Annotated in this window: 12 protein-coding genes; 8 read left to right on the top strand and 4 right to left on the bottom strand. The window is 49.7% G+C overall.

What is annotated here, in order from left to right; genetic code table 11:
- Positions 1 to 115: 115 nt before the first annotated feature.
- Complete coding sequence (locus tag JHD44_RS18810; protein WP_233402219.1) at positions 116 to 3,013, top strand: HD domain-containing phosphohydrolase; 2,898 nt, start codon at positions 116 to 118, stop codon at positions 3,011 to 3,013.
- On the opposite strand, the gene JHD44_RS15795 is transcribed toward JHD44_RS18810, so the two are convergent.
- Positions 3,010 to 4,341 (bottom strand): DUF2252 family protein, encoded by a 1,332-nt coding sequence (locus tag JHD44_RS15795; protein WP_199463732.1) that lies wholly within the window; start codon positions 4,339 to 4,341, stop codon positions 3,010 to 3,012. The genes JHD44_RS18810 and JHD44_RS15795 overlap by 4 nt on opposite strands.
- 144 nt (positions 4,342 to 4,485) lie before the next feature.
- Here JHD44_RS15795 and zigA point away from each other — a divergent pair, with 144 nt between their 5' ends.
- Both zigA and JHD44_RS15805 read left to right on the top strand, forming a co-directional pair.
- Positions 4,486 to 5,706 (top strand): zinc metallochaperone GTPase ZigA, encoded by a 1,221-nt coding sequence (gene zigA, locus JHD44_RS15800; RefSeq protein ID WP_199463733.1) that lies wholly within the window; start codon positions 4,486 to 4,488, stop codon positions 5,704 to 5,706.
- The gene (locus JHD44_RS15805) at positions 5,703 to 6,365 is read left to right on the top strand and encodes a DUF1826 domain-containing protein (protein WP_233402221.1); all 663 of its coding nucleotides are present in this window, start codon (positions 5,703 to 5,705) and stop codon (positions 6,363 to 6,365) included. Before zigA ends, JHD44_RS15805 begins: the two co-directional genes overlap by 4 nt.
- Before the next feature lie 21 nt (positions 6,366 to 6,386).
- On the opposite strand, the gene JHD44_RS15810 is transcribed toward JHD44_RS15805, so the two are convergent.
- The gene (locus tag JHD44_RS15810) at positions 6,387 to 6,854 is read right to left on the bottom strand and encodes an Lrp/AsnC family transcriptional regulator (protein ID WP_325097111.1); all 468 of its coding nucleotides are present in this window, start codon (positions 6,852 to 6,854) and stop codon (positions 6,387 to 6,389) included.
- 174 nt (positions 6,855 to 7,028) lie between these two features.
- Here JHD44_RS15810 and JHD44_RS15815 point away from each other — a divergent pair, with 174 nt between their 5' ends.
- Positions 7,029 to 7,985: a DMT family transporter gene (locus JHD44_RS15815; protein WP_199463734.1), complete on the top strand. Its 957-nt coding sequence runs from the start codon at positions 7,029 to 7,031 to the stop codon at positions 7,983 to 7,985.
- Positions 7,986 to 7,998: 13 nt separating this feature from the next.
- The gene (locus tag JHD44_RS15820; protein ID WP_199463735.1) at positions 7,999 to 9,189 is read left to right on the top strand and encodes an aromatic amino acid transaminase; all 1,191 of its coding nucleotides are present in this window, start codon (positions 7,999 to 8,001) and stop codon (positions 9,187 to 9,189) included.
- A 71-nt stretch (positions 9,190 to 9,260) separates the two neighbouring features.
- Here JHD44_RS15820 and JHD44_RS15825 read toward each other — a convergent pair whose 3' ends face one another.
- Both JHD44_RS15825 and JHD44_RS15830 read right to left on the bottom strand, forming a co-directional pair.
- A complete protein-coding gene (locus JHD44_RS15825) occupies positions 9,261 to 10,664 on the bottom strand; it encodes an NAD(P)(+) transhydrogenase (Re/Si-specific) subunit beta (RefSeq protein WP_199463736.1) in 1,404 nt (467 codons plus the stop codon).
- A gap of 9 nt (positions 10,665 to 10,673) precedes the next feature.
- On the bottom strand, positions 10,674 to 12,239 hold the full coding sequence (locus JHD44_RS15830) for a Re/Si-specific NAD(P)(+) transhydrogenase subunit alpha (RefSeq protein ID WP_199463788.1): 1,566 nt from the start codon (positions 12,237 to 12,239) through the stop codon (positions 10,674 to 10,676).
- 530 nt (positions 12,240 to 12,769) lie between these two features.
- Here JHD44_RS15830 and JHD44_RS15835 point away from each other — a divergent pair.
- From JHD44_RS15835 to fdhF, 3 genes are read left to right on the top strand one after another with little or no spacing between them, the layout of a single operon-like run.
- On the top strand, positions 12,770 to 13,270 hold the full coding sequence (locus tag JHD44_RS15835; protein WP_199463737.1) for a formate dehydrogenase subunit gamma: 501 nt from the start codon (positions 12,770 to 12,772) through the stop codon (positions 13,268 to 13,270).
- Positions 13,267 to 14,841 (top strand): formate dehydrogenase beta subunit, encoded by a 1,575-nt coding sequence (locus JHD44_RS15840; protein ID WP_199463738.1) that lies wholly within the window; start codon positions 13,267 to 13,269, stop codon positions 14,839 to 14,841. The genes JHD44_RS15835 and JHD44_RS15840 overlap by 4 nt, the downstream gene beginning before the upstream one ends.
- 2 nt (positions 14,842 to 14,843) lie before the next feature.
- Positions 14,844 to 17,717, top strand: a complete 2,874-nt coding sequence (gene fdhF / locus JHD44_RS15845; RefSeq protein ID WP_199463739.1) for a formate dehydrogenase subunit alpha — start codon at positions 14,844 to 14,846, stop codon at positions 17,715 to 17,717.
- The last annotated feature ends 7 nt before the right edge of the window (positions 17,718 to 17,724 follow it).

Consider the following 17,724-nt stretch of genomic DNA (forward strand, 5'->3'; position numbering starts at 1 on the left):
CACTAAAGAGAGAGAAAGCGTCTAAAAAACTTGTCGATTAAACAGCCATAGCCAATACTGAAATAGAACACAGTTGCTTTTTCCGTAATTTCACTTGTTTCGGGGATTTTCAAGGATGGACAAGCACACCAAAAGAATGGGCATTCCTGTTCGACTATTATTCAGTGGCACAATTATCATTAGCATGCTGATTTTGGCATCAGCATTGACGCTCTGTTCGTATTTTTACGCAAGATCGTCTCTAACTGATCAAGTAGAGATAACCGCCCACCAAACAACCCTATCTCTAGAAAAGCAAATTGAAACCGTTACCAGCACGGCAAAACAAAGCGTACAGCTGCTCGCCATGGATGATATTACTGACATGGTATCGACGTCAGATCGCCTACAACAAATCCCTAAACTCGCCAATATGATGACATTAACTCATATTATCAGCGCTATCTATGTGGGGTATGAGGATGGCGACTTTTTCTTACTGCGCTCACTAAAAAGCCCCCTAGCTCGTGAGCGTGTCTCTGCACCAGACAATGCGAATTACTTACTTCAGGCGATTGATAGAGACTTTTACGGCAACATACTTTCAACGACATGGGCTTTCTATGATGCATCATTTCAACCTATTGAAGGTGCTGTGACACCAAAAGAGTATGCTTATGACCCTAGAAATCGGCTCTGGTATCAAGAGGCTCAATCAAGTAACACACCAATATTAACGTCCCCATATGTGTTTTATACGACGGAAGAAATTGGCGCCACCTTTGCTCAACGTCATGAGAGCAAGAGAGCCGTAGTAGGGGTGGATGCATCCATCGATGATCTGTCCAATTTTATGTACCTACTGTCACCCAATGAGTCTGTACAAATGGCGCTTGTTGATCAAAACCAATGGGTACTGGGACACAGCAATTTAGACATCTCACTGATTGATCATTCATTGGACAAGACTTCAACGACCTTAAAAACCATACAGGATCTGCCAAATTCAACTTTCGCTCAGCTGTTAAAGCAACCAAATACATCTCAGGGGCTGAGTGACTTTAAGGTAGGAGGACAGGCTTGGTACGGCATGAACCTACCTGTCTTTCGTAATAATCAGCAGCAATGGAACTTTCTCTACGCTATCCCTAAGTCTGAATTATTAAAAAGCGTCAATGCTAATTTGTTTAACCAATTACTGTTGTCACTCGCAGTCATTGCTATCTTAGTGATCTTCGGATGGTTAATTGGTCGCACAATTTCAAGACCGCTACACCAACTTTCGCAAGAAGTTAGTGCTCTGGCGTCATTTGATTTCAGCCGTAAAATTGATGTGCATTCCCCCGTTAAGGAAATCAATGTCCTATCGTCGCTGACAGATCATATGGCATTGACGATTCATAACTTTCAGTCAATCACGGATAAATTGGCACATGACCCGAACATGGAACGTATGCTGGAACAAGTTTCAGATCATCTACAAGCGATCACCGCTTCTAAAGCCGGCGCCGTCTATTTGTTCAATAAAGAAAACCAAGTCATGGAACTGGCAACGCAAACAAACTTAAATTGTCCCGCTGCTATTTCTTGCCAAAGCTTGGAATGGGCTGAACTTGAGAGCACCTTAAAAAGCCAGCTGATAGCCGAGCAGGAGAACCTCTTTCTAACACCTTTAATAGACCGCGATGCATCCATTCTAGGTGCGTTAGCACTGCAGCTGCCAGAGGATGCCTTAGCGAATAAGAAAACGTTCCGCCGTTTTATGGAAGAAGTGTCAGGAGCCGCAGCCACTGCTATTTCGACCCGCCGACAGTTCGAAGCGCAACAAGCTCTTCTAGATGGCATTATTCGTTTGTTAGCCGACGCGATTGACGCCAAGTCACCTTACACCAGTGGACATTGTGAGCGTGTTCCAGAGCTTGCTAAGTTATTAGCTGAAGCGGCAGAACAGTCTCAAGAAGGTGAATTAGCTCAATTCAAAATGAACGAATATCAACGTCGTGAGTTTCATATCGCCGCATGGCTTCATGACTGCGGAAAAATAACCAGTCCCGTTCATGTGGTAGATAAAGCCACTAAGCTAGAAACCATATACAACCGTATTCATGAAATCCGAACTCGTTTTGAAGTGTTATGGCGAGACGCCGAGATCGATTACCTAAATGGTTGTCTAGACGGCAAAAGTGAAGCAACTCTTCGTCAGCAAAAATACGCTCGCCAAGAGCAACTCAAAGCAGACTTTGCCTTCATTGCGCAAACGAATATCGGTGGTGAATTTATGGAGGCTCGTGATATTGAACGGCTTCATAGTATCGCCAAACAAGAATGGGTGAGACACTTCAGCAATCGCATTGGCCTCTCTCAGGAAGAGAAGCAAAACCTTCCACACTATCCAGAAACACTGCCAAGGCGAGAAACTCTACTGGCCAATAAGCCAGAGCATGTTGAAAGCTGGGGCGAACGACGCCCCCCAGTGGAATTCGATCACCCAGAAAATATTTGGGGGTTTGATATGCAGCTGCCTGCTCAAGCCTATAACAAAGGGGAGATTTACAACCTCAGTGTGAAGCGAGGGACGCTAACGCAAGAGGAGCGCTTCATCATCAAAGATCACATGGTACAAACAATAAAAATGCTCTCATCCCTCCCGTTCCCAGAAGAGCTGAAAAACGTACCCAATATTGCCGGTAATCATCATGAACAGTTAGATGGTACAGGATACCCTAGAGGCCTTAAGCGAGAGCAATTATCGGTGCAAGATCGTATCTTAGCCATTGCCGATGTTTTTGAAGCACTGACTGCTGCGGACCGTCCTTATAAAGTCGCTAAAACCCTGTCTGAGTCGCTAAAAATACTGGCATTTATGGTCAAGGATGAACACTTAGACGGCACTCTATTTAAGTTATTTGTCGAATCAAAAGCATACTTGAGCTATGCCGAAAAACATCTGAAACCGGAGCAAATAGATCCTATTAATACCCACAAGCTCTACGAAATCGCGGGACTTAATCGCTCTGAAGCTTTCGCAACCTAGGATTCCAGTAAAGGAGACGCTTCTACCGCTGACAACCAGCACCAGTCTTCAATGACTTGTTGTGCGTAATCAAGCTGGAGCTGTTCAAGTTCAGCCCAAGTGGTGTCAGACATTGCTGCGACGGCCTGCTCGAAACGTTGTGAACGTCGATCATAGCGGCCATGAGCAAGCGCTAAGGCAGCGCCACATGCCGTAGCGTATTCACGTAGTCCACCGTTGATGGCGCGTTTGCCGCAGGCAATATTGTCGGGATCGATGCCGACACGGGCATGATGACGAGAACGCACCAGCCAATGCGCTTTGCGCCATAGCACATCATCAAGGACTAAGTCTGGGTTACGCTGCATACGGCGCTGGCAATTCACTGTTAAGTGGGCAGGAGACAGTAAGTTCGTCAGACTCAAATCTTGATATTCAAACAAGGGGGCCGCCGCCCGTTGTTTCTTAACTTCAACAATATGACACAATCCGAGATCATCAGATGTCACATCTTCTGGGCCTACCAGTAGGTAATAACGCTTCATGTTGACCGAACCCGTTCCGGCCCCGACACGCTCCACAATATGATGAATCGTGTCGTCCACATAAGGTGAAAAGACCTGCTCTATCAATCGATAGGTGGAACCGTCTTCAATGATTTTAAACTTCTCAGGTATCTCTCGAAAACGCAGTGGACGCTGCTCAAGATCGACTGCTTTTGCCAAGGAGCTTTTACTGAGAAAGTCCTCACCACCGACTTGGCGACGGCGTGCTTTTTGCTCTAGCTTATAAAGCAGATGTTCCTCTGGAAAGTCCTGCAGTACATGACGATAGTCTATATCTTTGTCGAGCAGTTGTTGGCAGGTATCACGGTAGCTTTGCCAAAATGCGGTTAGCGCTAGACGCGCTTCACTGGCTTCCACTACTTTGTTTTTGCTCAGCGGTTCAAGAGGTTGATAACGACCTTCAACAATGCCTTGGCAATGATCTGTGCAGAGTAATAGACTCGCTCCAAAGCGCAGTAAATCCCAACCCGCATACCCAACGCAGGCATCGTCAAAATCATTCGGGGCAAAGATCACGTCTTCCCCATGAGAGCCTTCTTCGCTAAAAAAACCAAAATTTGAGACATGGCAGTCGCCCATGACCATTGTCAGCGGCCATGACTCGATTTCATCAGGCAATCGAAACGTCATATTAGCCAAGTCTTGATAAAACACAGAAGAGGCGCCACGCAGCATCACAAAGGGGCTAATTGTCATCTTGCGATGCTTTTTCAAGCCACTGCCCGGAGCTGCGCCATCTACTCTTGTCATCACTTCCATTAGCTCTTGCTGACGCTCCAACACTTATCACCTCTTCGTCTCGACGTTAACCGTATGCGTCATAATAAAAGCATTTCTCATCTAGGTCTAAAACCATCGCATAAAAGTGATCATCTTTTTAAAACTTAAATGTTATGTTATAACATTTAATAGAGAGAGGAGAGCATGATGCCAGCAATCAACGATTCTAAAAAATTACCCGTCACCGTCCTGTCAGGGTTTCTCGGTGCAGGTAAAACCACCCTATTGAGTCACCTACTTAATAACCGCGATGGCTTGCGCATCGCTGTCATCGTTAATGACATGAGTGAAATCAACATTGATGCCGCTTTTGTTGAACAAGAAGTGTCTTTAAATCGCGGCGAAGAGAAGCTGGTTGAGATGAGCAACGGTTGCATCTGCTGCACGCTGCGCGAAGACTTACTCATCGAGGTTCGCGCGCTTGCCGAGGCAGATAAATTTGATTACCTGGTGATTGAGTCCACGGGGATTTCTGAACCATTGCCCGTGGCAGAAACCTTTACCTTTGCCGATGAAGATGGCATCAGCCTTTCTGACATCGCCACCTTAGATACCATGGTCACGGTAGTAGACGCTGTGAATTTCCTAAAAGATTACAACACCGCCAAAAGCATCAAAGAGGCAGGGGAATCATTAGGCGAAGACGACGAGCGCAACGTTGCTGATTTACTAGTGGATCAAGTGGAGTTTGCCGATCTACTGCTGATCAGCAAGATTGACCTAGTCACCGAAGCAGAGCTTAACGAGCTAAAAGCCATCCTGCGTAGTTTAAACAGCATGGCCGAAATCATTCCCATAGAGCGGGGCCAAGTCCCTAACGAGAAACTGCTTGGCACAGGATTATTCGACTTCGAGAAAGCCCAACAAGCCCCAGGTTGGCTAGCTGAAATGCGTGGCGAGCACACGCCAGAAACGGAAGAGTACGGCATTGCCAGCTTCAGTTTTGTGGCGCGTAAGCCTTTTCATCCGCAACGCTTCTATGACGTACTGCACAGCACCGAGCAATACGGCAAACTAATTCGCTCTAAAGGCTACTTTTGGTTAGCCTCACGACCTCAATTTGCGGGGCAATGGAGCCAAGCAGGCGGCATTGCGCAATACGGTTTTGCAGGCATGTTCTGGCGCGCGGTACCTAAACAGCATTGGCCAACAGACGAAGCCTCTTTGGCGACCATTATGGAAAACTGGCACGAACCCTTTGGGGATATGCGCCAAGAACTGGTGTTTATTGGCCAAAACCTTGATCAAGCCGCCATGACTCAGGCGCTAGACGCTGCACTCCTAACGGATGAGGAACTGGTTCTTGGCAAAGACGCATGGGAAGCTATGACTGACCCCTTCCCTGCTTGGCAGGAGTCCGCAGCATGAGTGTGATCGAAGAAATGTTTGGCGCTCTGCCCTCTCCAAGCGTTGCATTTTCAGAAGAATTATCAGGGCTTGCGGGCATCTATCAGGACGATGTGAACTTGATGGTATGGCAACGCAATTTGGACACAGAAACTGAACAATCGGTGGCGGCTGTGCTGCAAACGGACCGTCCCATTTCCTTGAATCAAATCGTCACCCCAGAGAACGTCAGTCAATCCCTTGAGCGCGGCTTGCCCCAAGTCGAAGGTCGTGACGCTTTGATTCGCGATATTGCTTTATTGGTTGATGCTTACTGTTGTTTGTTTGACCTAGAGACAGCGGGCTTACGTTTAACACAAGTGGATCGCGCCATGTGCCCCCGCTTTCATGTGGATCAAGTGCCTTGCCGTTTGATCACCACTTTTGCAGGCCCCGCTACCCAATGGTTAGAGGAAAGCAGCTTAAACCGCTCAAAGCTTGGCCGTGGTAGCAATGGTCAACCGGACAGTTCCTCTGGCTTAATCCAAGCCAACGCCAATATCCAGCAAATCATGGTCGGTGATGTGGCGCTGTTAAAAGGCGAGCGCTGGGAAGGCAATGAAGGCCGCGGCATTGTGCATCGCTCCCCTAGTGTCGAACAAGGCCAGCAGCGTTTGCTATTGACCTTGGATATGGCCTAGTACTTGCTCGATTTAAGAGGTCTAAGATCGGGCCTCTTGAATCGGCAGCGGCGCATCGGTTTTGACCGCTCGAATGGCAAAATTGCTGTGGATATCTTTCACAAACGGCAAGGTCTGAATGGTCCTTAAAATCGCCTCGTACTCCTTCAAATTATGCACCACCACTTCTAAGCGGTAATCAGACTGCCCCGATACCACAAAACAGCTGAGCACATTGGGCATAGCAATAATGGACTCTTCAAACTGCAAGCTGGTTTGGTCTTTGTGATTTTCAAGGGAGACATCAACAAAGACCGTCATGCCCAGCCCGACTTTTTCCCGATCTAGGGTGGCACGGTATCCGGTAATGACCGACTCTGCTTCCAATTTCTTAACCCGTCTTAAACAGGGCGAGGGCGACAAATGAATGCGTTCCGACAAATCCACATTCGTTAAGCGTCCGTCGTCTTGTAGCTGGCGCAAGATCGCAAAATCCACTTTATCCATCATATTGGCATACTCAAAAACTATTTGATTAAAAATTAGCACAATGCGTCTTTTGAGTCTGTAAAACCTATCAACATAGCAAGGACATGCTTTGCCTATTTGCTAAATAATGAAGTCATTAAAGCGCGCTTTGATTCCTGAGCGCCCTCTCATCAATATGGATTGAGGTCACACTTAATGGCGAATGTTAGCTCTCCAACGATCCCCAACTCGGCACCTGCCTATCGTCTCACAGCGCAAGGTCGAGCTTTCAAGCTTGGTGTTCTGTCGGCTTTGGCGACGGTGTTTATTTGGAGCTGTTTCCTGCTGTCCATGCGCGCTGGTGCTGTTTCTGCCCTAACCACCTTTGATTTGGCCCTAATGCGTTTTGTGTTACCTGGGTTGGTATTACTGCCCTGGGTCATGCGTGATTGGCGTTTATTGATGTCGACCTCCCCATGGGTGCTATTGGGCGTTTGTATTGGCGCAGGCGTGCCGTTCTTTTACCTCAGTAGTTTAGGCGCCAACTACGCCCCAGCCGCACATTCAGGATTATTGATCCCCGGTACTTTTCCGTTATTTGTCACGACTATCGCCGTGTTGGTTTTCAAAGAACCGATTTCATCACAACGTTTAGTCGGTCTGCTGTGCATTGGTCTAGGTGTTTTAAGTCTCGTCTTGATGTCGATGCTGCAAGGTAGTGGGGAGCTTTGGAAAGGGGATCTAATCTTTCTACTGGCCGCCTTTTTCTGGGCGGTGTACACCATCTGTTTGCGTTTAGCAGGCCTGCCTCCGTTAGCGATTACCGGACTTTTGTGTCTTGTTTCGAGTGTTATTCTCGGATTGGTGTATACCTCTGGGCAGGTCTCCTCAGGGATACCTGACACACCACTGCTGACAGTCATGACCCAGTTTATTGTGCAAGCGGTGCTCGTCGGTATCGTGGCAGGCTTTACCTATGGTTTCGCCATTAACTTGATTGGCGCTGAGTTGAGTGCTGCCATCGGTTCCCTGACGCCAGTGTTGGTGTCTTTGTTCGCTATTCCTTTACTGAATGAATCACTTTCAATGGCTTCTGGCTTAGGACTGACATTGGTCTGTAGCGGTGTTGTGCTAGCCAGTGGTTTGTCTCTGCGATCCATTTTTTCCCGTTAAGAGGTGCCCTCGTATGTTTTTTGAATCTCTCTCCTCTGCGCCTCATGATCCAATCATGGCGCTGTCCTCCCTGTGTTTACAGGACTCTCGCACACAGAAACTGGATCTGGGGATTGGCGTGTACCGCAATGCCTTAGGCCAGACGCCCGTCTTTGACGCCGTCAAAGCCGCTGAGCAATCTCTAGTCGCCGCACAAGACAGCAAAGCCTACGTTGGCATGCAAGGACATTTAGGGTTTAACCATGCTATGACGTCACTGATTCTGGGTGAGCAATGGGATAAGAGTCGAGTCCGTACACTACAAACACCGGGGGCCAGTGGCGCACTAAGACTGCTCGCAGACTTAATTGCGCGAACCAACACGGATGCTACTATCTGGCTTAGCGATCCAAGCTATACCAATCACGAGCCCATCTTTCGCGCGGCGGGTTTAGACGTGCGTTATTACCCATACTTCGATGCAGCCACTAAGCAAGTGAACGGCGATGCCATGATTGCCCAACTGTCCCAACTGGGCGCCAATGACGTGGTGGTACTGCATGGCTGTTGCCATAACCCAACCGGCGCCGACATGAGTTTGGAACTGTGGCAACAGGTGACAGAGCTGTCGCTTAAGACAGGGTTCTTACCTTTTATCGATATGGCGTATCAAGGCTTTGGTCGCTCTTTGGAAGAAGATGCCCAAGGCACTCGCTATCTGACGGCACGAGTACCAAGCTTTTTGTTGGCCAGCTCCTGTTCAAAAAACTTCGGTCTCTACCGTGAACGTGTGGGCGTCGCCATGATGGCAGGCCATTCGGAGAAAGCCAGTGACAGCATGCTCTCGCAATTGTTAAGCCTCGCACGAAATAGCTACACCATGCCACCGGATCATGGCGCGGCCATCGTGGCAGCGATTCTGTCTAATGAATCATTAAAAGCATCATGGCAAGTAGAGCTGAGTAATATGACTCAGCATATCCAGAGCACACGTCAGCAGCTACGTCAGGCTTTAGAGCACCGCTTTAACCGTGATTACAGTTTCATCGAACAGCATCAAGGAATGTTCTCAATGCTAGGGATCGATGCGGACTCCGTACACCGTTTACGCACCCAAAAAGCGATCTATTTACTCGACAATGGTCGCCTCAATATCGCAGGATTGGCGCCCTCTCAAATTGAGTATTTTGCCGACAGTTTATTGGCCGTTGAACGCATGCAGTAGTAGTGTGAGTGGGACCAAGGCGTTCACCTTGGTCCCACTTAAACAAAGCCTATTCGAAAGTAAGAGCAGAACTAAGCGGCTAAATGCTTCAACAAGGCATCCACCGTTTGTTTCGCATCGCCGAACAACATGCGGGTGTTGTCTTTGAAGAACAGTGGGTTTTCGACGCCTGCGTAACCGCGGCTCATTCCACGTTTAAGCACGATCGTGTGTTTACCTTTCCAAGGCTCTAGGACTGGCATCCCCGCGATTGGACTGTCTTCTACTTCGTTTGCCGCAGGGTTAACGATGTCGTTGGCACCAATCACCACCGATACGTCTATTTTCGGGAAATCGTCGTTGATCTCGTCCATTTCATAGACGATGTCGTAGGGGACTTTCGCTTCTGCAAGCAATACGTTCATGTGACCTGGCATACGACCCGCAACTGGGTGAATACCGAAGCGCACGTTAACGCCTTTTTCACGAAGTTTCTTAGTGATCTCAAACACCGTATGCTGTGCTTGCGCGACCGCCATGCCGTAACCAGGGATGATCATGACTTCTTTCGCTGATTCTAACATGTGAGCAGCTTCTTCAGATTGTACTTCTACAATCTCACCTTGCACCTCTGCAACCGCACCGGCTTTGGGGGCCGATTTCTTCTTAGTGCCGATACCACCCAAGATAACGTTTAAGAACTTACGGTTCATCGCACGACACATGATGTAAGACAGGATCGCACCGGAACTACCGACTAGGGCACCGACAACGATCAGTAGGTCGTTACCGAGCATAAAGCCCATTGCCGCGGCGGCCCACCCCGAGTAGGAGTTCAACATTGACACGACAACTGGCATATCCGCACCACCGATCGCGACCACTAGGTGAGCACCGAATAGCAACGCTAGGACCGTGATAATGGTTAGGTAAAACATACCTTCCGATGCACCGACCGCGGCGAATTCAACGATTAGGTACAAAGACACTAATACGATCGCAAGGTTGATCAGATGACGACCCGGTAGTTGCAGTGGGTTACCCGAGACTTTGCCACTTAGCTTCAAGTAAGCAACCAACGAACCCGTAAAGGTGACCGCACCGATAAAGATACCGAGAGACGTTTCCACGTCATGGATACGTTGCGCCACCACTGACTCGTACACACCGTGGCCTAACGCGTTGGCAAAGCCTACGAAGACCGCCGCCAAACCAACCAAGCTGTGTAGGATCGCCACCAATTCTGGCATCGATGTCATTTCGACACGCTTCGCTAGGATGTAACCGATCACACCACCAGGTACTAGACCTAACAGTAGTAGGCTGTAGTTATCGGTGACTGCACCGATGATGGTAACCGCCATCGCTAGCCCCATGCCTAAGATGCCGTAGATGTTACCGCGGCGCGCGCTTTCTTGGTGGCTCAAGCCACCCAGTGCCATGATGAATAAGGCGCTGGCTCCGATGTAGGCAGCCGTCATTACTCCAAAGTTCATTGTCGTCTCCTACTTACGGAACATTTTCAGCATACGATGGGTCACGGCAAAGCCGCCGACGATGTTAATGCTAGTGATAAAGATGGCTAACGCCGCGAGTATCGCGACCACTGAGCTGTCGTTAGAAATCTGTGTCAACGCACCAACGACAATGATGCTACTGATGGCATTGGTCACACTCATGAGTGGCGTATGCAACGAGTGGCTCACACCCCACACCACCATGTAACCGACGAAACACGACAGAACAAAAACGGTTAAATGCCCCATAAATTCAGCTGGCGCAACGCTCCCGATGCCCATTAGCAATGCGCCAATAATCAAGACTGGAATGAGGAAACCAAACGCACTGGGCTTCTTCTCTTCTTTCTTAGCTGTTTTTGCCTCCGACAAAGGCTCGCTGACATCACTTTTCGGCGCCGCAGACAGACGCGGTGCCGGTGGTGGCCAAGTGATGTTGCCTTGTTTCACTACGGTTGCGCCACGAATCACTTCGTCTTCCATGTTCAGATCGATCTGACCATCTTTGTTAGGACACAACTCTGTTAGCAAATGATAAATATTGGTGGCAAACAATTGGCTAGATTGTGCCGCCATGCGGCTTGGTAAGTTGGTGTAACCAATCATAGTGACACCGTGCTTACGCACGATCTCATTGGCTTGGGTCAGTTTGCAGTTACCGCCCGTTTCGGCCGCCAAGTCCACGATCACACTGCCTGGTTTCATAGAGCGCACCATTTGTTCAGTGATCAATTCTGGCGCGGGTTTACCTGGAATAAGAGCGGTGGTGATGATGATGTCCACGTCTTTCGCTTGTTCTGCGAACAGGGCCATCTCTGCTGCGATAAACTCAGGGCTCATAGTTTTGGCGTAACCGCCTTCACCACTGCCATCTTCGTCTTTGAAATTTAGAACAAGAAATTCAGCGTCCATACTTTCCACTTGTTCTTTGACTTCTGGACGCGTGTCGAAGGCACGAACGATCGCGCCCATGCTCTTCGCGGCCCCGATGGCAGCCAAGCCGGCAACCCCTGCACCGATCACCAATACTTTCGCTGGCGGCACTTTACCCGCAGCGGTGATTTGACCTGTGAAGAAATGTCCAAAGTGTTGTGCGGCTTCTACAACAGCACGGTAACCGGCGATGTTGGCCATCGAGCTCAACACGTCCATTTTTTGTGCGCGGGAAATACGTGGCACGGCATCTAGCGCCACAGCATTGGTGCCACGGGCAGCCAATTCGCTCAACTTGGCAGAATTTTGCGCTGGATAGAGGGTACTAATGAGTGTCTGATCTTTACCGAGTAGCTCAATGCCGTAAAAGCCTAGCTCTGGGTGTTCAACTGGTGGGCGCACTTTTATCAGAATGTCTGAATCGTGCCACAGTGCTTTGGTGTCACTGGTCACTTCCACACCTGCTGCGATGTAAGCATCGTCTGAATAAGACGCCGCTTCACCCGCGCCGCTTTCAATGACTAAATCAAAGCCTAGCTGCTTAACCCTTTCCGCGACCGCAGGGGTCATGGCCACCCGCAGCTCGCCGTCTTCGATCTCTTTTGGTATTCCAATCTTCATAATGATGCCGTAATTATTTTTATCCAAGTTGTCACCAACACCTAGTTACTCGCTCACTAACAGTGCTTTTGCGCGCTCTTTAATTGAGCACCACAACCCACAATGGAGCGTCAGCCATTAGAAACTAGCGTCCTGTGATGCTCTTGCACACGAGCGTCAGGACAAGACACGATTACGACGACCCTGCAAAGATCGAGCGTTCAAACAACGACAAACGTCCAAGGTATAAGAGTGTTTTTAGGGGATGCCCTTCTATACTGGTTAAGTGATCTGTCGCAATGATCGATAGAAAAGTGTGAGGAAATGCGTCATTCACTCTGAATGTGTCGCAATAAGATAAATGACCCAAAATTGACTGTGCTACTGTGCCAGCAGTTTTGAACATTGGAAGGCATTTAGCGGATTCAACACGTTGCAGGAGCGTTTTGAATCGACGAACTAATACGGATGCCTTACCACTACAATAATAAGTAACACTTCCACCAGCTTACGAGGTCGACTTCGTAACTGGACAATAGGAGGAGACCGCCATGACCACATCGAAAGCTGTTGCCTGGGAGCCAGTCACCGCACAAGCCCTAATCGATGACCTGAAGTCAAAGCCAGGCGCTTTGCTGCCGATTCTACATGCCATCCAAGATCGCTTTTCCTTTATTCCTGAGGAAGCGGTGGCATTGATTGCTCAGTCCTTAACCTTAAGCCGTGCCGAAGTTCATGGTGTGATCAGCTTTTACCACCACTTTCGTACCCAGCAACCTGGGCGCCATATGGTAGAGATTTGTCGCGCAGAAGCGTGTCAAGCACAAGGTTCGCGAGCACTAGAAGCCCATGCCAAAGCAGCTCTGGGGGTGGATTACCATCAGACAACCGCGGATCGCAACATTACCCTTGAGCCGGTTTATTGCTTGGGCAATTGCTCTTGTGGCCCCTCTATTCGTGTGGGCGATGAAATTCATGCGGACGTGGATGCAACCCGTTTTGATGAGCTTGTGGAAGGTCTAAAAACGGACCGAGTGGAGATTCTGCTATGACATTTCGTATTCACGTTCCTTCGGATACCACGGCCAAAGCACGTGGCGCTGATCGCATAGCTCGTCTGATTGAAATCGTAGCGGAAGAACACAAGATTGACGTTGAAGTACGTCGTAACGGTACCCGCGGTCTTTACTGGTTAGAAACACTGGTAGAAGTCGAGACTGATGAAGGTCGTTACGGCTTTGGTCCTGTGAAAGAAGGCGATATCGAGTCGTTGTTTGCTGCAGAGTTCTACAATGGCAATATAGAGCACTCGCTAGCGGTCGGTTTAGTGGAAGAAATCCCTTATCTAAAACGTCAAGAGCGTTTCACGTTCTCACGTCTTGGTATCAACGATCCACTGTCCCTAGAGGATTACCAAGCCAAAGACGGCTTTAAAGGTCTAGCGAACGCGATCAAACTGTCATCACAAGACATTGTGGATGCCGTCAAAGAATCTGGCCTTCGTGGCCGTGGAGGTGCCGCCTTCCCTACTGGCATCAAGTGGCAAACCGTGCTTGATGTGCCCTCACCCAAAAATCAAAAGTACATCGTTTGTAACGCCGACGAAGGTGACTCAGGTACCTTCGCTGACCGCTTGGTAATGGAATGTGACCCCTTCATGCTGATCGAAGGCATGATCATCGCAGGCCTAGCTGTCGGTGCCACGCAAGGTTACATCTACTGTCGTTCTGAATACCCACTGGCGATCGAGAACCTAAACAGCGCTATCCAAACAGCTTACGACCACAACCTATTGGGTGCGGACATCCAAGGCAGTGGTAAACACTTTGACCTTGAAGTGCGTATGGGTGCGGGGGCTTACATCTGTGGTGAAGAAACCTCACTACTCGAAAGTTTAGAAGGTAAGCGCGGTCTAGTACGTGCCAAGCCACCACTACCAGCGATCGTTGGTTTGTTTGGTCAACCGACGGTTGTGAACAACGTACTGTCCTTAGCAGCGGTGCCTTTCATCCTTGATAAGGGTGCCAAAGCCTACGCGGATGTCGGTGTCGGTCGCTCACGCGGTACGCTGCCCTTCCAAGTCGCCGGTAACGTAAAGTTTGGCGGCCTAGTAGAACTCGCCTTTGGCCCTACACTCAAAGAATTGATGTTCGAATTCGGTGGCGGTACGCGCAGCGGTCGTCCTCTTCGTGCAGTTCAGGTGGGCGGCCCACTCGGTGCTTACCTACCCGAAAGCCAGTGGGATACACCACTTGGTTACGAAGAGTTTAGCCAAAAACAAGCCGTGCTTGGCCACGGTGGTATAGTGATGTTTGACGACACAGTGGACATGAGCGAGCAAGCCCGCTTCTCGATGGAATTCTGCGTCGCCGAGTCTTGCGGTAAGTGTACCCCTTGTCGTATTGGCTCAACTCGCGGTGTCGAAGTGATCGACCGTATTCGCGCTGGTAAAAACGTCGATGCCAATATGGAACTATTGTCTGACCTGTGTGAAACCATGCTAGACGGTTCCCTTTGTGCCATGGGCGGTATGACGCCATTCCCAGTCCAAAGTGCCATGCAGCACTTTACTGAGGACTTTGTTAAGAATGCCGCTTCGGCGACCCAAGCGAAGGAGGTCTGATCATGTTGCAACATTTTGACCCAAATAAAGATTACGGCACCCCTGCTTCTCTGAGCGAAAAGCTGGTGACGCTCGAAATCGACGGTGTGGAAGTGACCGTACCAGAAGGTACGTCAGTGATGCGCGCGGCGGCGATGTACGACATCAACATCCCTAAACTTTGTGCGACAGACAGTCTAGAAGCCTTCGGCTCTTGCCGTATCTGTGCGGTGCAAATTGAAGGTCGTCGTGGCACACCTGCATCTTGTACCACGCCTGTGGATGCGGGCATGAAAGTCACGACGCAAAACGACAAGCTGGCTAAGCTGCGTCGAAACATCATGGAGCTGTACATCTCTGATCACCCGCTAGACTGCCTAACCTGTCCTGCGAACGGTGATTGTGAATTGCAAGACATGGCGGGTGCGGTTGGTCTACGTGAAGTGCGTTACGGCTTCGAAGGCAACAACCACCTAAATGCAGAAAAAGACCAATCTAACCCTTACTTCACCTTCGATGCGAGCAAGTGCATCGTCTGTTCACGTTGTGTGCGTGCTTGTTCTGAAGTACAAGGTACCTTTGCACTGACCATCGATGGCCGTGGCTTTGACTCGAAAGTCGCTGCTGGCCAAAACGAGCCATTCCTTGATTCTGAGTGTGTGTCCTGTGGTGCCTGTGTGCAAGCCTGTCCAACGGCAACCCTCATGGAAAACTCGGTCATCGACATGGGGACACCAGAGCACAGCGTGACAACAACCTGTGCCTACTGTGGTGTTGGCTGTTCTTTCAAAGCTGAAATGAAAGGCGACAAGCTAGTCCGCATGGTGCCAGCGAAAGAAGGCGATGCCAACCACGGTCACTCGTGTGTCAAAGGTCGTTTCGCGTTCGGTTACGCCACCCACAAAGACCGTATCAAAGCGCCCATGATCCGTGATTCGATCGACCAGCCTTGGCAAGAAGTCAGCTGGGAAGAAGCGATCGGTTTCGCGGCGAAACGTCTAAAAGACATCCAAGCGCAATACGGCCGTGAAAGCATCGGTGGCATTACCTCTTCTCGTTGTACCAACGAAGAAACGTACTTGGTCCAAAAACTGATCCGTGCGGCATTCGGTAACAACAACACCGATACCTGTGCGCGTGTCTGCCACAGCCCAACCGGTTACGGTCTGAAGCAAACCCTAGGCGAATCTGCGGGTACGCAAACCTTTGACTCGGTGATGCATTCAGATTGTATTTTGGTAATCGGTGCCAACCCAACCGACGCTCACCCAGTATTTGGCTCGCTCATGCGTCGTCGTCTACGTGAAGGCGCAAGCTTAATCGTGACCGACCCACGTGAGATCGACCTACTGAATACACCACACCTAGGCGACGCAACACACTTGCCACTTCGCCCAGGTACCAACGTTGCGATGGTCAACGCTCTAGCGCACGTGGTGGTGACAGAAGGTTACGAAGACAAAGAATTTATCGCCTCTCGTTGTGACACAAAAGCCTACGCGAAATGGCGCGAGTTCATCATCGATGAACGTCATGCACCAGAAGCGGTAGAAGCCATCACAGGCGTCAGCGCGGAGAAAGTACGTGAAGCAGCACGTAAGTTCGCCACGGCGAAAAACGCGTCGATCTACTATGGTCTAGGTGTCACAGAGCACAGCCAAGGTTCGACAACGGTAATGGGGATCGCCAACCTTGCCCTAGCAACCGGTAACATCGGTCGTGAAGGTGTGGGGGTCAACCCGCTACGTGGACAGAACAACGTACAAGGTTCTTGTGACATGGGGTCTTTCCCTCACGAGCTACCAGGCTACCAACACGTCGCGGATTCTGTTGCCCGTGCCCGCTTCGAAAAAGCATGGGGCGTTGAACTGGACGACGAGCCAGGCCTGCGTATTCCAAACATGTTCGATGCAGCGCTCGCCGGTGAATTCCGCGCCATGTATGTACAAGGTGAGGACATCGCTCAGTCTGACCCGAACACACAACACGTTGAAGCGGCACTGTCGGCGCTAGATTGCTTGATCGTACAAGATATCTTCTTGAACGAAACGGCGAAATACGCACACGTGTTGCTGCCAGGTTCTACTTTCCTAGAAAAAAACGGTACTTTCACTAACGCCGAGCGTCGTATCAACCGCGTTCGTAAAGTGATGGCACCCGTTGCAGGGAAAGAAGACTGGGAAGTAACGGTAGATCTTGCCAACGCATTGGGTTATCCAATGAGCTACTCTCACCCATCTGAAATCATGGATGAGATTGCCAGCCTAACACCAAGCTTCGCCAACGTAAGCTATGAGCGTTTAGAAGAGCACGGCAGCTTGCAGTGGCCATGTAACGATGCCTTCCCAATGGGCTCGCCAATTATGCACACGGAAAGCTTCCCAATCGGCGACGAAGGTAAGGCTAAATTTGCAGTCACAGAATTCGTCCCCACAACAGAGCGTGCCAACAGCCGTTTCCCACTGTTATTAACCACGGGACGTATCTTGAGCCAATACAACGTCGGAGCGCAAACCCGTCGTACCGACAACCAAGCGTGGCACGATGAGGATATCCTTGAGCTGCACCCGCACGATGCAGAAGAGCGCGGCATTAAGACTGGCGATTGGTTAGGTATTTCCAGTCGTGCTGGTCAAACGGTACTGCGAGCAAAAGTCAGCGAACGTATGCAGCCGGGCGTGGTGTACACAACGTTCCACCACCCTGGCAGTGGCGCAAACGTTATCACGACGAATAACTCAGACTGGGCAACGAACTGCCCTGAATACAAGGTCACTGCAGTTCAAGTCGAGAAAGTATCTCAGCCATCTGAATGGCAGAAGAACTTCCAAGACAACCACGAACGCCAGTACGAGTTCTTACGTGGCTCTGCGTCAGCGAACAGTGCCGTTAAATAAGTAGGTA

It is taken from the genome of Marinomonas ostreistagni, assembly GCF_016461785.1.
Classification (GTDB): domain Bacteria; phylum Pseudomonadota; class Gammaproteobacteria; order Pseudomonadales; family Marinomonadaceae; genus Marinomonas; species Marinomonas ostreistagni_A.

Coding starts and splice junctions, on each gene's coding strand:
- JHD44_RS18810 (WP_233402219.1), top strand. CDS start 116: ATGGACAAGCACACCAAAAGAATGGGCATTCCTGTTCGACTATTATTC.
- JHD44_RS15810 (WP_325097111.1), bottom strand. CDS start 6,854: ATGATGGATAAAGTGGATTTTGCGATCTTGCGCCAGCTACAAGACGAC.
- JHD44_RS15820 (WP_199463735.1), top strand. CDS start 7,999: ATGTTTTTTGAATCTCTCTCCTCTGCGCCTCATGATCCAATCATGGCG.
- JHD44_RS15805 (WP_233402221.1), top strand. CDS start 5,703: ATGAGTGTGATCGAAGAAATGTTTGGCGCTCTGCCCTCTCCAAGCGTT.
- JHD44_RS15830 (WP_199463788.1), bottom strand. CDS start 12,239: ATGAAGATTGGAATACCAAAAGAGATCGAAGACGGCGAGCTGCGGGTG.
- JHD44_RS15815 (WP_199463734.1), top strand. CDS start 7,029: ATGGCGAATGTTAGCTCTCCAACGATCCCCAACTCGGCACCTGCCTAT.
- zigA (WP_199463733.1), top strand. CDS start 4,486: ATGCCAGCAATCAACGATTCTAAAAAATTACCCGTCACCGTCCTGTCA.
- JHD44_RS15835 (WP_199463737.1), top strand. CDS start 12,770: ATGACCACATCGAAAGCTGTTGCCTGGGAGCCAGTCACCGCACAAGCC.
- JHD44_RS15840 (WP_199463738.1), top strand. CDS start 13,267: ATGACATTTCGTATTCACGTTCCTTCGGATACCACGGCCAAAGCACGT.
- fdhF (WP_199463739.1), top strand. CDS start 14,844: ATGTTGCAACATTTTGACCCAAATAAAGATTACGGCACCCCTGCTTCT.
- JHD44_RS15825 (WP_199463736.1), bottom strand. CDS start 10,664: ATGAACTTTGGAGTAATGACGGCTGCCTACATCGGAGCCAGCGCCTTA.